This window comes from Pseudarthrobacter sp. NPDC092419 (assembly GCF_044755045.1).
Taxonomy (GTDB): domain Bacteria; phylum Actinomycetota; class Actinomycetes; order Actinomycetales; family Micrococcaceae; genus Arthrobacter.
This window is the reverse complement of record NZ_JBIVQF010000004.1, coordinates 246,001-260,225: the sequence shown is the minus strand read 5'-3', so window position 1 is coordinate 260,225 and position 14,225 is coordinate 246,001. Positions and strand designations below refer to the sequence as shown.

11 protein-coding genes and 2 tRNA genes are annotated in these 14,225 nt (G+C 65.8%); 9 read left to right on the top strand and 4 right to left on the bottom strand.

Annotated elements, in window-relative coordinates:
• Positions 1-48: 48 nt before the first annotated feature.
• Positions 49-522, bottom strand: coding sequence for an OsmC family protein (locus ACIQC0_RS08865; protein WP_377216010.1), 474 nt, complete (start codon positions 520-522; stop codon positions 49-51).
• Entirely contained in the window at positions 519-3,113 is a 2,595-nt protein-coding gene (gene pepN, locus ACIQC0_RS08860) for an aminopeptidase N (protein ID WP_400534332.1), read from the bottom strand. The genes ACIQC0_RS08865 and pepN overlap by 4 nt, the downstream gene beginning before the upstream one ends.
• A 144-nt stretch (positions 3,114-3,257) precedes the next feature.
• On the opposite strand from pepN, the gene ACIQC0_RS08855 reads away from it, so the two are divergent.
• The 3 genes from ACIQC0_RS08855 to ACIQC0_RS08845 all read left to right on the top strand — a co-directional run bounded on the left by ACIQC0_RS08855 (position 3,258) and on the right by ACIQC0_RS08845 (position 5,778).
• On the top strand, positions 3,258-4,274 hold the full coding sequence (locus tag ACIQC0_RS08855) for a hypothetical protein (RefSeq protein ID WP_400534329.1): 1,017 nt from the start codon (positions 3,258-3,260) through the stop codon (positions 4,272-4,274).
• An 80-nt stretch (positions 4,275-4,354) separates the two neighbouring features.
• Positions 4,355-4,849, top strand: a complete 495-nt coding sequence (locus ACIQC0_RS08850) for a ribose-5-phosphate isomerase (protein WP_400534327.1) — start codon at positions 4,355-4,357, stop codon at positions 4,847-4,849.
• Positions 4,849-5,778 carry an Fpg/Nei family DNA glycosylase gene (locus ACIQC0_RS08845; RefSeq protein WP_400534324.1) on the top strand — a complete coding sequence of 310 codons (930 nt, stop codon included), beginning with the start codon at positions 4,849-4,851 and terminating at the stop codon, positions 5,776-5,778. The genes ACIQC0_RS08850 and ACIQC0_RS08845 overlap by 1 nt, the downstream gene beginning before the upstream one ends.
• A gap of 57 nt (positions 5,779-5,835) precedes the next feature.
• Here the strand turns inward: ACIQC0_RS08845 and ACIQC0_RS08840 are convergent.
• Positions 5,836-5,909: transfer RNA gene (locus ACIQC0_RS08840), tRNA-Gly, on the bottom strand.
• A 116-nt stretch (positions 5,910-6,025) separates the two neighbouring features.
• On the opposite strand from ACIQC0_RS08840, the gene ACIQC0_RS08835 reads away from it, so the two are divergent.
• The 6 genes from ACIQC0_RS08835 to ACIQC0_RS08810 all read left to right on the top strand — a co-directional run bounded on the left by ACIQC0_RS08835 (position 6,026) and on the right by ACIQC0_RS08810 (position 11,275).
• Positions 6,026-6,100: transfer RNA gene (locus ACIQC0_RS08835), tRNA-Pro, on the top strand.
• 81 nt (positions 6,101-6,181) lie between these two features.
• Positions 6,182-7,558, top strand: coding sequence for a trigger factor (tig, locus tag ACIQC0_RS08830; RefSeq protein WP_377216015.1), 1,377 nt, complete (start codon positions 6,182-6,184; stop codon positions 7,556-7,558).
• A 248-nt stretch (positions 7,559-7,806) separates the two neighbouring features.
• Positions 7,807-8,427, top strand: a complete 621-nt coding sequence (locus ACIQC0_RS08825; RefSeq protein WP_377216186.1) for an ATP-dependent Clp protease proteolytic subunit — start codon at positions 7,807-7,809, stop codon at positions 8,425-8,427.
• Positions 8,428-8,463: 36 nt separating this feature from the next.
• The gene (locus ACIQC0_RS08820; RefSeq protein WP_400534321.1) at positions 8,464-9,123 is read left to right on the top strand and encodes an ATP-dependent Clp protease proteolytic subunit; all 660 of its coding nucleotides are present in this window, start codon (positions 8,464-8,466) and stop codon (positions 9,121-9,123) included.
• 175 nt (positions 9,124-9,298) lie between these two features.
• Positions 9,299-10,579, top strand: a complete 1,281-nt coding sequence (clpX, locus tag ACIQC0_RS08815; RefSeq protein ID WP_400534318.1) for an ATP-dependent Clp protease ATP-binding subunit ClpX — start codon at positions 9,299-9,301, stop codon at positions 10,577-10,579.
• Between the two features lie 81 nt (positions 10,580-10,660).
• Positions 10,661-11,275, top strand: coding sequence for a disulfide bond formation protein DsbA (locus ACIQC0_RS08810; RefSeq protein WP_400534315.1), 615 nt, complete (start codon positions 10,661-10,663; stop codon positions 11,273-11,275).
• A gap of 310 nt (positions 11,276-11,585) precedes the next feature.
• Here ACIQC0_RS08810 and valS read toward each other — a convergent pair whose 3' ends face one another.
• A complete protein-coding gene (gene valS / locus ACIQC0_RS08805; protein ID WP_400534312.1) occupies positions 11,586-14,204 on the bottom strand; it encodes a valine--tRNA ligase in 2,619 nt (872 codons plus the stop codon).
• Between the last annotated feature and the right edge of the window lie 21 nt (positions 14,205-14,225).

Sequence of the window (14,225 nt, the reverse complement as noted above, 5' to 3'; positions counted from 1 at the left end):
GATGGGCTACGTTCATTTTCCACCCTAGCGCCGGGCGGCCTGTCCGGTTCAACCCGCCGAGGTCACGGGCTGGTGCTCTACCGGAAAGTTGACGCTGCGGGCAATGAAGCAGACCGCGTTGGCCTCGCGGTGCAGCCGCTGCGCCAGTCCTATCTGCCCGGCGTCCGCCACCGTGACGTGCGGCCGCAGGACGACCCGCTCAAACTGTCCACTGCCGTCCCGGTTGAGCCGCAGCAGGCCGGCGGCAGGGTCGCGGTAATCGGTGACCACGACGCCGTGCCGGACCGCCACGTGCAGGTAAGAAAGCATGTGGCACTGCGCCAGGGCTGCCAGCAGCAGTTGTTCAGGGTTGTACCGCTCCCGGTCGCCGTGAAACGTGGGGTCAGCGGAACCCTTGAGGACGGGCAGTCCGGGGATCGCGATATCGTGATCCCGCGAATAGCCGCGGTAGGACGACGTGCCGTCCCCGAGGTTTCCCGTCCATCGGACTTCCAGTTCGTAGTGATGCTCAGTGAGGTTCATCGGCGGGCCCCCGCAGCGTCAGGGCCGGCAGCAGCGTCTGTGTCCCTGGCACGAAGGGCGCGCGCCACGCCGTCGCGGTTTTCCAGCATCATGCGGCGCAGTGCGGCGCTGGCCGGAGGCAAGGCGGCGATGAAGCCGTCCGTACGGTCCACGGTCTCCTGCGTGGTCAGCAGCGCCGGGTAAAGCCCGACGACGATCTGCTGGGCGAGCGCGTGCGTCCGGGATTCGACGATTCCCGGCACCGCCTCGAAATACTTCTCCGCGTACGGTTCCAGCAGTGTCCGGTCCAGGACGCGCATGAACCCGGCCACCGCGGAGCCCTGCAGCGCGTTGGACAGCTCGCCCTTGACCACGATCGAATCCCATGCCGCAGCCTTCGCCTCCGGTGTGGGGATTGCCGCCTTGGCGAGCGCGGCCGCATTCTGGCCGCTGGCCGTGTTGTCCTTCGCCAGCTCCGCGTCGATCCCGTCCTGGCCCATCCGGCCGCCGGCCACCAGTGAGGCGACCAGTTCCCAGCGCAGGTCCTGGTCCACGGTGAGCCCGGACAGCTCCACGGTGCCGTCGAGCAACCCCGCCACGGCGGAGAGCTCGGCGTCCGTCCGGGCGTGCAGCGCGAAAGCCTTGACGAACTGCAGCTGGGCGTCGGATCCGCCCGGAACGTCGGACGCGAGCTCCCACAGCCGGTCCGCGGCGGCCACCGCCGTGGCCTCGCGGTATTCCTCTGCCACGTAGAAGTTCAGCGTGGTGGCCAGCTGCCGCAGCTGCACCAGGATGACGGAGGAGTCGGTTTCGGCCGCCACGTTGGCCAGCACCAGCTCCACGTAGCCCCGGGCCGGGGCTTCGCCGTCGCGTGCGGCGTCCCAGGCCGAGTTCCAGACCAGGGTCCGCGGCAGGCTGCCGGCAAAATCCCTCAGGTGCGCGGTGGCGGTGGCCAGCGACGCCGGGTCCAGCCGGACCTTGGCGTACGCGAGGTCGTCATCATTGACCAGGACCAGGTCCGGTCGCTGCAGCCCGGCCAGGGCCGGCACTTCCGTGCGCTCCCCGTCCACGTCCAGTTCCTCCCGGTGGACCCGCTGCAGCTTGCCGGCGCCGTCCAGGTTGTAGAAACCCACGGCCAGCCGGTGCGGGCGGAGCGTGGGCCACTCCGGCACCGCTGTCTGCACAATGTTGAACGTGCGGATCGTGCCGTCGGCGTCCACGTCCAGCTCGGGGGCCAGCGTGTTCACCCCGGCGGTTTCCAGCCACTGCCGGCCCCAGCTGTCCAGGTCCCGGCCGCTGGCCTTCTCCAGCTCCACCATCAGGTCCTGCAGCTCGGTGTTCTGCCAGGAGTGCTTGGCAAAGTATTCGCGGACACCTGCCATGAACTGCTCCGGACCAACCCAGGCCACGAGCTGCCGCAGCACCGAGGCGCCCTTGGCGTAGGTGATGCCGTCAAAGTTGACCTCGACGTCCTGCAGGTCCTTGATCTCCGCGAAGATTGGGTGCGTGGTGGGCAGCTGGTCCTGTTTGTAGGCCCAGGACTTCTCCACCGACGCGAACGTGGTCCACGCCCCGGTGAACGAGGTGTTCTCCACGGCCGCCAGATGCGACATGTACTCGGCGAAGGACTCGTTCAGCCACAGATCGTTCCACCACCGCATGGTCACCAGGTCCCCGAACCACATGTGCGCGAGCTCGTGCAGCACCGTGATGGCGCGGCGTTCAACCTGCGCGTCCGTCACCTTGCTGCGGAAGACGTAGCCTTCCAGGATGGTCACGGCACCGGCGTTTTCCATGGCGCCGGCATTGAACTCGGGCACGAACAGCTGGTCGTACTTCTCGAACGGATATGGGCAGCCGAACTGCGCCTCGAAGAACTCGAAGCCCTGCCGCGTCAGTTCGAAGATGTTCTGCGCGTCCAGGTACTGCATCAGGGACTTACGCGCGAACACCCCCAGCGGAACAACCCGTCCGTCGGAGCTGGTGACCTCGCTGCGCACCGACTGGTACGGCCCTGCGATCAGCGCCGTGACGTAGGAGGACAGGCGGGGGGTGGGCGCAAACGCCCAGACCGAGCGGGCGCCGCCGTCGGGGTCCCGTGAAGTTTCCACGGGCACCGGGGTGGGGGAGTTGGAGACGACGTCCCAGTGCGATGGCGCCGTGACGGTGAAAGTGAACGTGGCTTTGAGGTCGGGCTGCTCGAACACCGCGAACATCCGGCGGGAGTCCGGCACCTCGAACTGGGTGTAGAGGTAGACCTCGTTGTCCACCGGGTCCACGAATCGGTGCAGTCCTTCGCCCGTGTTCATATAGGGCGCGTCGGCAACCACGGTCAGTTCGTTCTGCTCCGCAAGGCCGGGGAGTTGGATTCTTACCCCGTCTGACACAGCTCCGGGATCCAGCGTGCGCCCGTTCAGGGTGACACTGTGGACTGCCGCGGTGATGGCGTCGATGAACGTGGAGGAACCGGGCTTCGCCCCGAACTTCACCGTGGTGGTGCTGCCGAAGACTTCGCTGCCGCGCGTCAGGTCCAGGTCCACCTCGTAGGAATCCACGGTGATCAGCTGAGCTCGTTCGCGGGCTTCGTCGCGCGTCAGGTTTATGCCTGGCAAGGGTCCTCCAGAGAATTAGCGTTCACCGGCTGGCGGCTCCATCGCCGGTTCGGTTCATTCTTGCATCCCCGGACGACAGTTAGGCGGTCCGGAGAGTCCTTCTCCGGACCGGCCGCCGCAGTGCAGCGGGAGTAGCGTTGAGGTATGGCAAAGTTTCTGGATTCGGTGGACGCGAGGGCGCTGCGCTTCGCGCTGGGATTTCCTGTGGTCCTGGCCGCGGGCTTTGTCGTGTGCGCCTCGCTGCTGCGCCCTGACCTTCCGGACCCGTTGGCTATCCGCTGGACGGACGACGGCGGTGCATCATTCGCCCCGTTTGGTGCCTACATGGGGGGCGGCGCAGCCCTGATCATCGTGGTCGGCTGGCTGGGGCTGGTCCAGGCAGTGCCGCTGAGCCGGCCGGTGGTGATGCGCCGCATCATGATGGGAACCGGCCTCTTCCTTACCCTCTTCATCACCAGTGTCCTGGCCGCCGGCCTGGTGGGCCAGGCCGGGCTCGCGGACGCGCGCCAGTCCAGGGTTGACCTGACCGTCCTCGCCCTGGGATCGGGGGCGGCGTTGTCCCTGGGCGTGGTGATGGCCTTCGTCTACAAGGCAGACCGGCAGTGGTCGCCGGAAGATGACCAGGCCCTGGAAGCCGCCGTGGCCCGTGAGCTGGATCCGGACCTGGTGCGGGATGACATCCGGCTGTGGGTCCATGCGCGCAGCTCCGTGTTTGTGATGATCGCCGTGGCATCACTGTTTCCGGGCGCCCTGATCGCCATCGCCGTGCCCTGGCTGGGCCTGCTGCTGGTCCTCCTCGCCGTGGTGGGCGCCGCGTTCCTCTTCGCCCGCGTCACCGCGGACCGCCGGGGACTGAAGGTCCGGCTCGCCGGACTGGTCCCGGTCATGGACGTTCCGGCCGGTGCCATCTCCGCTGCCAGCGCCGCGGAAGTTAAGGCCGCCGACTATGGCGGGTGGGGCTACCGGCACCACGACGGAACCGCAGCCATGCTCGTCAGCAGCGGCCCCGCCGTCGTCGTCCGCAAAAACGACGGCCAGCAGGTGGCGGTCAGCGGCGGCAGCCCTGACACCGCCGCCCGCCTGGCGGACGTCCTCACGCGGGTTGCGGCGCGCGCCCGTCGCGGCGGGACCCCGGACACCGATGCTGGAGGCGGGTCCTAGTATCCTTATCCCTGTTGTCCTGCTCCCGGCCAGGCCCGTAGCGGTCCGGTCCAGCGCCCACCACTGAACGGATACTGCTCGTGACTTCAGCCCCTGCCTTCCCGCGGGTCCACATCGCCACCGACCACGCCGGGATGGAGCTCAGCGCCCACCTGGTTTCGCACCTCACCGCCAAGGGCTACGAGGTTGTGGACCACGGACCCAAGGAATACGACGCCCAGGACGACTACCCGTCCTTCTGCATCAACGCGGCGCTCGCCGTGGTGGCAGACCAGCAGGCCGGCGTCCACGCGCTCGGGATCGTGCTGGGCGGCTCCGGCAACGGCGAGCAGATCGCCGCGAACAAGGTCAAAGGAATCCGCGCTGCGCTGGCCTGGAACCTCTCCACGGCCAAACTGGCGCGCGAGCACAACGACGCCAACGTCGTGGCCGTCGGCGGACGCCAGCACACGGTTGAAGAGGCCACGGAGCTGATCGAGGCCTTCCTGACCGAACCGTTCAGCAATGACGAACGCCACGTCCGGCGCATCGGCAAGATCGCGGCCTATGAGGCCACCGGCGAGGTCATCGAGTAGTGCCCGAAGGGCATTCGGTACGCCGCCTGGCCCGGCAGTTCGGTGACGCCTTCGGCGGCAGGCGGCTCGCGGTGTCGAGCCCGCAGGGCCGGTTCGCCGCGGGCGCGGCGCTGCTTGACGGGTACACCCTTGTCGCCGCCGACGCCCACGGTAAGCACCTGTTTCTGCATTTCGACCACGGCCTGGTGCTGCATGTGCACCTGGGGCTCTACGGTGCGTGGAGCTTTGGTGGTGACCGCACGTTCGCGGGTGCGTCCAGCATTGGTGCGCCGCGCCGGGTAGGGGAGCGGGAGACTCCCGCGGCAGCGGACGACGGCGGTGCCTCCTACGCCGGCCCGCCTCCTCCGGTGGGGGCCGTCCGGGTCCGCCTGGCCAGTTCCCACGGCTGGGCCGACCTTCGTGGCGCCACCACCTGCGCCGCCATCACCGCTGTCGAGGCTGCAGCGGTGTCGGCGCGCCTTGGCCCGGACCCGTTGCGGAACGTCCGCGGCGACGCCGCCAGGTTCGCGGCCCGGCTGCGCGGACGCAGGACGCCCTTGGCCGCACTACTGATGGACCAGGCCGTCATTGCCGGGGTGGGCAACGTCTACCGGGCAGAGGTGCTCTTCCGCCGCCGGCTCGACCCCTGGTTGCCCGGGTCCGCCGTCGAGGATGCTGCGGCACGGCGCCTGTGGCGGGAACTGGCGGTCCTGATGAATGACGGCGTCGCGGACGGGCGGATTATCACCACACCGGCGCGCTACTGGAACGGTGGCAGCGCGGACCCGCAGCAGCGGATTGCGCTGAAGTCTGCGGAGTATCCCGAGGCCGCTGACGCGCACTACGTCTATAAGCGGGAAGGGCTGCCGTGCCGGGTTTGCCGGACCACGGTGCTGCTGGCGGACCTGGCCGGACGCAAGCTCTACTGGTGCCCCTCCTGCCAGGATTAAGGACTGCCGGACGTCAACACAAAAACACCCCCGTCGGGCGACTGGGGGTGTTTTCCTTGGAGGGGACGACGGGAATCGAACCCGCGTAATCAGTTTGGAAGACTGAGGCTTTACCATTAAGCTACGTCCCCGGGGCCGGTAACTCCGGGGTGGCTGTCCAAGCCGGATATAACTAAACCTAATTCATGCCCCACGTGTCAAATGTGCAATCCCCGCGCCGGAGACCGTAGACTTGCCTGTGCATTAACGGGGTGTAGCTCAGCTTGGCTAGAGCGCCTGCTTTGGGAGCAGGAAGTCGCAGGTTCAAATCCTGTCACCCCGACTCTGCTGCCCGGACCACCCGGCCGGACAAGAACGTTGCGTTTGCAGAACCCCATCCAACAATCCCAGGAGTACTTAGACCGTGAAGAGCGCTGTCGAGAACCTCACCCCCACGCGGGTCAAGCTCAATGTTGAGGTCCCCTTTGAGGAACTGAAGCCCAGCATCGACTCGGCCTACAAGACTGTTGCCTCGCAGATCCAGGTCCCTGGGTTCCGTAAGGGCAAGGTCCCTGCCAAGCTCATCGACCAGCGCGTGGGCCGCGGCTACGTCCTGGAGACGGCCATCAACGAAGGCCTCAACGGCTGGTACCAGGCTGCCGTGCAGGAATCCGGCATCCGCCCCCTCAGCCGCCCCGAGGTGGAAATCACCGAGGTTCCGGACCCGTCCGCTACCGACGGCGGCCTGAAGTTCGCTGCCGAGGTGGATGTCCGCCCCGAGGTCGAACTGCCCGACTACGCCGGCATCAAGGTTGAGGTCGCTGCCGCAGAGTCCTCCGACGAAGACGTGGACAAGGCGCTGGACGAACTGCGGGGCCGCTTCGGCACGCTGAAGTCCGTTGAGCGTCCGGTTGCCGACGGCGACTTCCTGACCATCGACATCACGGCCTCCATCGACGGCAATGATGTCGACTCCGCCTCCGGCCTGTCCTACCAGGTTGGCTCCGGCACCATGCTCGAGGGCCTGGACGAGGCCGTTACCGGCCTGAGCGCTGACGAGGACGCCATCTTCAACACCACCCTGGTAGGCGGCGAGCACGCTGGCCAGGAGGCCCAGGTGAAGGTTGTCGTCAAGGCAGTCAAGGAGCGTGAGCTCCCCGAAGCCAACGACGACTTCGCCCAGCTGGCATCCGAGTTCGACACCCTCGAGGAACTACGCGCAGACCTCGCCAAGCAGGCAGCCGACTCCAAGGTTGTCGAGCAGGGCGTCGAGGCCCGCGACAAGGTCCTGGACAAGCTCGTCGAGCTCGTTGAGGTTCCGGTTCCGGACTCCGTCGTCGAAGAGCAGCTGGAAGCCCACTTCAAGGAGGGCAACGGCCACGGTGAGGGCGAGCACGACACCGACGAGCACCGCGAGGAAGTCCGCGCCAACACGGCCCGCGCCTTCCAGAACGAAATCATCCTCGACGCCATCGCCGAGAAGGAAGAAGTCAACGTCAGCCAGAGCGAGCTGATCGACTACATCGTCACCACCGCCAGCCAGTACGGCATGGACCCGAACCAGTTCGCCCAGATCATCGACCAGAGCGGCCAGGTTCCCATGATGGTTTCCGAGGTCCGCCGCCGGAAGGCGCTTGCCGTCGTCCTCGGCCAGGCTGAGGTCACCGACACCGCGGGAAACTCCGTGGACCTGAGCGACTTTGTCCGCCCCGCCGGTGAAGAGGCACCTGCCGCTGACGCTGTTGAAGCCGAAGCTGCTGAAGCACCCGCCGAAGAAGAGAAGGCAGAGGCCAAGGCCTAGCCGCTTCTGAACGCCCGCTGCATGCGCAGCGGAACGGCCTCCGGATCACGTGATCCGGAGGCCGTCCGCATTTCCGGAACAGGCCGCCGCCGCGCGGTTCCGCCGATCGTGCGCCGTCAGCGAACAGCCCATGGTGCGCGAACAAAACACCCGCGAAACCGGTTAGGGTCCAAGTAGAGATTTTCAGTGATGTCACCGTCACCAGCGAGAGGTAAGTACACATGTCACAGCACCACGAGGCTCCCCGGATGGCGACCGTCGATCCTGCTGCCCAGGACAACTACATCTACAACCGTCTCCTCAAGGAACGGATCATCTGGCTGGGCTCCGAAGTGCGGGACGACAACGCCAACGCCATTTGCTCGCAGCTGCTCCTCCTCTCCGCGGAAAACCCGGAAAAGGACATCTACCTGTACATCAACTCCCCGGGCGGTTCCGTCACGGCCGGCATGGCCATCTACGACACCATGCAGTTCATCCCGAACGACGTCGTGACCGTGGCTACCGGCCTCGCCGCCTCCATGGGCCAGTTCCTTCTCTCCTCAGGCACGAAGGGCAAGCGCTACGCCACCCCCAACGCCCGCGTCCTCATGCACCAGCCGTCCGGCGGAATCGGCGGCACGGCCTCGGACATCAAGATCCAGGCGGAGCTTATCCTGCACATGAAGAAGGTCATGGCCGAACTGACCGCAGAGCAGACCGGCCAGACGGTGGAGACCATCCTCAAGGACAACGACCGCGACAAGTGGTTCACGGCCACCGAAGCGCTCGAATACGGATTCTTCGACAAGATCGCGGCACACGCCGGATCGGTGTCCGGCGGCGGCGGAACCTCCAACGGTTCCGGCGACGCGGATTCCCAGAAGTAACCGGCACCAAGAACACTCAGATCAGGAGCAAAGAACATGAACTACAACTTCGGGTGGTCTGCCGGTAATCTTCCGTCCAGCCGCTACGTCCTGCCGCAGTTCGAGGAGCGCACCCCGTACGGCTTCAAGCGCCAGGACCCATACACCAAGCTGTTCGAGGACCGCATCATCTTCCTCGGCGTGCAGGTGGATGACGCCTCCGCGGACGACATCATGGCGCAGTTGCTGGTCCTCGAGTCCACGGACCCGGACCGCGACATCACGCTCTACATCAACTCGCCGGGCGGTTCGTTCACGGCGATGACGGCGATCTACGACACCATGCAGTACATCCGCCCCGAGATCCAGACTGTTTGTTTGGGCCAGGCCGCCAGTGCGGCCGCCGTCCTGCTCGCGGCCGGCACCCCCGGCAAGCGCCTGGCCCTGCCGAACGCCCGCGTGCTCATCCACCAGCCCGCCCTCTCCGGCGGACAGGGCGGCCAGGCATCGGACCTCGAAATCCAGGCCGCTGAGGTCATGCGGATGCGTTCCTGGCTCGAGGACACGCTGGCCCACCACTCCGGACGCACGTCCGAGCAGGTCAACAACGACATCGAGCGCGACAAGATCCTCACCGCGGAAGAGGCCCACGCATACGGGTTGATCGACCAGGTACTCGATTCCCGCAAGATCAAGCCCCAGGCGATCAGCCGCTAGGAGCAAGCAAGCGCCGGTGCGGCCCGTTCTTTTGGCCGCACCGGCCTTTTCCTTCCACCCTTCGGCGCCGATGTGACCTAGAGTGGATATCGTCACAAACCGGTCCATGCAGGCTGGTGGAGTTTCCAGCAACGGTGCAAGGCTGTTCGGCAGCACGATACTAAGGGGTTCACATATGGCTCGGATTGGCGAGAGCACGGATCTGCTGAAGTGCTCTTTCTGCGGAAAGAGCCAGAAGCAGGTGCGCAAGCTCATTGCCGGGCCCGGTGTCTACATCTGTGATGAGTGCATTGAGCTTTGCAACGAAATCATTGAAGAGGAACTTGCCGAAGTCGCGGACCTTGGCAGCTTTGAACTTCCCAAGCCACGGGAAATCTTCGATTTCCTGCAGGAATACGTCATCGGCCAGGAGCCGGCAAAGCGCTCCCTCGCCGTTGCGGTGTACAACCACTACAAGCGTATCCAGGCCGGCCACGCGCCCAAGGCGGGGACGCTGGCGGAGGGCGGCCACCATGACGACGTCGAAATCGCCAAGTCGAACATCCTCCTCATCGGTCCCACCGGCTGCGGCAAAACCTACCTCGCCCAGACCCTCGCCCGGCGCCTGAACGTCCCGTTCGCCGTCGCGGACGCCACCGCGTTGACCGAAGCCGGATACGTGGGCGAGGACGTCGAAAACATCCTCCTCAAGCTCATCCAGGCCGCCGACTACGACGTCAAGAAGGCCGAACAGGGCATCATCTACATCGACGAGATCGACAAGATCTCGCGCAAGAGCGAAAACCCCTCCATTACCCGGGATGTCTCCGGCGAAGGCGTGCAGCAGGCGCTGCTGAAGATCCTCGAGGGGACCGTGGCATCGGTTCCGCCGCAGGGCGGCAGGAAGCACCCGCACCAGGAATTCATCCAGATCGACACCACCAACGTGCTGTTCATCGTCGCCGGAGCCTTTGCCGGCCTCGAGGAAATCATCGGCTCCCGCTCGGGCCGGAAGGGCATCGGCTTTGGTGCCCCGCTGAACGAGGCCAGCAAGAAGGTGGACTCCTACGGTGAAGTCATGCCGGAGGACCTCCTGAAGTTCGGACTCATCCCGGAGTTCATCGGGCGGCTTCCTGTCATCACCACGGTTTCCAACCTGGACCGGGACGCCCTGATCCAGATCCTGTCCACGCCCAAGAACGCACTGGTCAAGCAGTACCAGAAGATGTTCCAGATCGACGGCGTGGAGCTGGTGTTCGACGACAACGCCCTGGAGGCCATCGCGGAGCAGGCCCTTGAGCGCGGCACCGGGGCCCGCGGACTCCGGGCCATTATGGAAGAAGTGCTGCTGCCCGTCATGTTCGACCTTCCCAGCCGCGAGGACGTGGCCAGCGTGGTCATTACCCGCGACGTGGTCCTCAACGGCGTTGAACCCACCATCGTTCCCCACGCGGCCAAGAGGCGGAAGTCGGCCTGACCTCCCGTCCGCACAGTGCCATCAGCCCAGTGCCTATCAAGCCCAGTGCCTATTAAGCCCAGTGCCCACCAAGGAGCTTCCATGACCGAATCTGCCAAGAACCGTGCCGATTTCTGGTTCGACCCCGCCTGCCCGTTCGCTTGGGTGACGTCGCGGTGGATCGGTGAGGTGGAATCCGTCCGGGACATCCAGACCGAATGGCACGTGATGAGCCTGTCCGTCCTGAATGAAGGCCGGGACCTGGACCCCGGCTACCGCGAGGCCATGGACAACGCGTGGGGACCTGTCCGGGTCATCATCGCAGCCCAGCAGGAATACGGCCAGGAAACAGTCAAGCCGCTTTACGACGCCATGGGCAGCATGATCCACGAAGCCGGCGAAACGGACCGCTCCGTGGTCATCAGCAAGGCACTGGCGGAGTGCGGCCTCCCGGCGTCCCTGGCCGAGGCGGCGACCACGGACGCCTACGACGTCCCACTCCGGGCAAGCCACGACGAAGGAATCTCCCTGGTGGGCCAGGATGTGGGGACGCCCATCGTGGCCTTCAACGGAACCGCGTTCTTCGGCCCGGTGCTGACCCGTATTCCCCGTGGCGAGGAAGCCGGAAAACTGTGGGACGCCGCTACCACGCTGGCCGGCTTCCCGTCGTTCTTCGAGCTCAAGCGCAGCCGCACCGAGAGCCCCCGGTTCGACTAGGAAACTACTGCCATGTAGTTAGTCCGGGCCCCTTGCGCACCGCCGGGGGCGGGACCACAATAGTTCTTACCCACTTCGAAAGAAGCGGGACGCAGGAACCAAAGATTCAGTGATATGTATTACCGGCGCAGCCATCGGCAAAGCCGGATGCAGGCTACCAGTGACGTGGTAGGAAGACCTGAAGCTCGGCGGATCCTGCCAGACCATCGAAGTCGTCACCGGATGGCCGAAAAGTCGAAGCCCCACCAACGGCAAAACGCTGATGGGGCTTCCCCTTTGCCCAAAAACAGGCCGGCCCAAAAACGGGTTTCTACTCCCCGGCTGCTCCGTCAGGTGCTGCAAGGACCACGTCGCTGACGGCCAGTTCGCCGTCGCCCGCCACCAGGGTGAGCTCCCGGGCGTTGGATGCCGCCTTCAGGTCGTTGAGTCCGGCCTTGAGCTGTGCAGTCAGGGACTCGGACGCGGTGATGGTGGCCGTGAGCACCTCGGTGCGCTGCTTGACCTTCGCCTCGGACTTGGCCTTCCGGACGCCGCTCAGGGCAGTGCCCACCGTAGCCAGCATCGTGGTGTCGCCGTCCACCGCTACGGGCGCCGGCCAGGCTGCCCGGTGCACTGAACCGTGGCGCCACCAGCTCCACACTTCTTCGGTGGCGAACGGCAGGAACGGGGCGAACAGGCGCAGCAGCGTGTCCAGCGTTGTAGCCAGCGCAGCCAGGACGGAAGCCTGTTCCGCCTCGCCGGCGGCACCATAGGCGCGGTCCTTAATCAGCTCGACGTAGTCGTCGGTGAACTGCCAGAAGAACGATTCCGTGATTTGCAGCGCGCGGGCGTAGTCATAGTTCTCGAACGCCTTGGTGGCCTGTGCCGTCACGTCGGACAGCTGCGCCAGCAGCGCCCGGTCCAGCGCGTTGGAAAGAACGGACAGGTCATCGCCAACCACGGAATCCTCGGTGGCGCCCAGGTTCAGCACGAACTTGGAGGCGTTCAGGAGCTTGATGGCCAGGCGGCGGCCGATCTTCATCTGGGCGATTTCGTAGGCGGTGTCCGCCCCCAGCTTCGCGGATGTGGCCCAGTACCGGACCGCGTCGGAACCGTACTCGTTCAGTACGTCCGTGGGGACCACCACGTTGCCCTTGGACTTGGACATCTTCTTCCGGTCGGGGTCCAGGATCCAGCCGGAGATCGCGGCGTGCTTCCACGGGGCGCTCTTCTGCAGGGCGTCCGCGCGCACTACGGAGGAGAACAGCCAGGTGCGGATGATGTCATGTCCCTGCGGGCGCAGGTCGAACGGGTACACCTTGGCAAACAGTTCCTCGTTGCGGGTCCAGCCGCCCACGATCTGCGGGGTCAGGGCCGAGGTGGCCCAGGTATCCAGGACGTCGGCGTCGCCCGTAAAGCCGCCGGGCACATCGCGCTGGGCTTCGTCGTAGCCCGGGGCGGCGTCGGCGGCCGGGTCAACGGGCAGCTGTTCATCCGAGGGCAGAATGGGCGCGTCGTAGTCCGGGTTGCCGTCTGCGTCCAGTGGGTACCAGACGGGGATCGGCACGCCAAAGAAGCGTTGGCGGGACACCAGCCAGTCGCCGTTCAGGCCAGAAATCCAGTTCTCGAACCGGGACCGCATGAACGCCGGGTGGAAGTCGATCTCGCGGCCCCGGCTGATCAGCCGTTCGCGGCGGTCCTCATCCCGGCCGCCGTTGCGGATATACCACTGGCGCGAGGTGACAACTTCCAGGGGCTTGTCGCCCTTCTCGAAGAAGTTCACCGGGTGCATGATCTTCTTTGGTTCGCCGTCCAGGAGGCCCTCGGCGGCCAGCAGCTCCACCACGCCTTCCTTGGCGCTGAACACGGTCTTCCCGGCAATGGACGAGAAGGCGGCGCGGCCGGCCTCCGTGGTGATCCAGTCAGGTGTCTCGCCAATAATGCGGCCATCGCGGCCCACGATGGCGCGGGTGGGCAGCTGGAGTTCGCGCCACCAGGTCACGTCGGTCAGGTCGCCGAAGGTGCACACCATGGCAATGCCGGAACCCTTGTCCGCCTTGGCAAGCGGGTGGGCCTTGACCTCCACCTCGACGCCGAAGACCGGGGACGTCACGGTCTTGCCGAACAGCGGCTGGTACCGTTCGTCGTCGGGATTTGCCACCAGCGCCGCGCAGGCGGCGAGGAGTTCGGGGCGGGTGGTCTCGATGTAGATCTTTTCGCCGTCTTCGGTGAAGAAGGGGTAGCGGTAGTAGGCGCCGGCCACCTCGCGGTCTTCAAGTTCAGCCTGCGCAACGGCCGTCCGGAAGGTGACGTCCCAGAGCGTGGGGGCCTCGGCCATGTAGGCGTCGCCGGCGGCCAGGTTGGCCAGGAACGCCCGCTGGGACACCTCGCGGGAGACGTCGTCGATCGTCCGGTAGGTCAGCTGCCAGTCCACGGAAAGGCCCAGCTGCTGGAACAGGCTTTCGAAGACCTTCTCATCCTCCACAGCCAGTTCTTCACAGAGCTCGATGAAGTTCCGGCGCGAGACGACGTCGAAGTCGCGCTGGTTCTTGGCCGGCTGGGCGGGCGGGCGGTAGTCCGCGTTGTAAGGGATGGCCGGATCGCAGCGGACGCCGTAGTAGTTCTGGACGCGGCGCTCGGTGGGGAGCCCGTTGTCGTCCCAGCCCATCGGGTAGAACACGTTCTTGCCGGTCATGCGCTGGTAGCGGGCCAGAACGTCCGTCTGGGTGAAGGAGAACATGTGCCCCACATGCAGGGCCCCGGAGGCGGTGGGCGGCGGAGTGTCGATGGAGTAGACCTGGTCCCGCGTGGTGTCGGGGTTGAACTTGTAGGTCCCTTCGGCCAGCCAGCGCTGAGTCAGCGAGGCTTCCAGGCCTTCGAGGGCCGGCTTGTCCGGAACATTGATGGGGGCGGTGGTGGGCGTGTCTGTGCCCTGCGTGTCTTCAGCCATTGGGCAATTCTTTCATAGGGT

Coding starts and splice junctions, on each gene's coding strand:
- ACIQC0_RS08810 (WP_400534315.1), top strand. CDS start 10,661: ATGACCGAATCTGCCAAGAACCGTGCCGATTTCTGGTTCGACCCCGCC.
- ACIQC0_RS08865 (WP_377216010.1), bottom strand. CDS start 522: ATGAACCTCACTGAGCATCACTACGAACTGGAAGTCCGATGGACGGGA.
- ACIQC0_RS08820 (WP_400534321.1), top strand. CDS start 8,464: ATGAACTACAACTTCGGGTGGTCTGCCGGTAATCTTCCGTCCAGCCGC.
- ACIQC0_RS08855 (WP_400534329.1), top strand. CDS start 3,258: ATGGCAAAGTTTCTGGATTCGGTGGACGCGAGGGCGCTGCGCTTCGCG.
- ACIQC0_RS08825 (WP_377216186.1), top strand. CDS start 7,807: ATGGCGACCGTCGATCCTGCTGCCCAGGACAACTACATCTACAACCGT.
- valS (WP_400534312.1), bottom strand. CDS start 14,204: ATGGCTGAAGACACGCAGGGCACAGACACGCCCACCACCGCCCCCATC.
- clpX (WP_400534318.1), top strand. CDS start 9,299: ATGGCTCGGATTGGCGAGAGCACGGATCTGCTGAAGTGCTCTTTCTGC.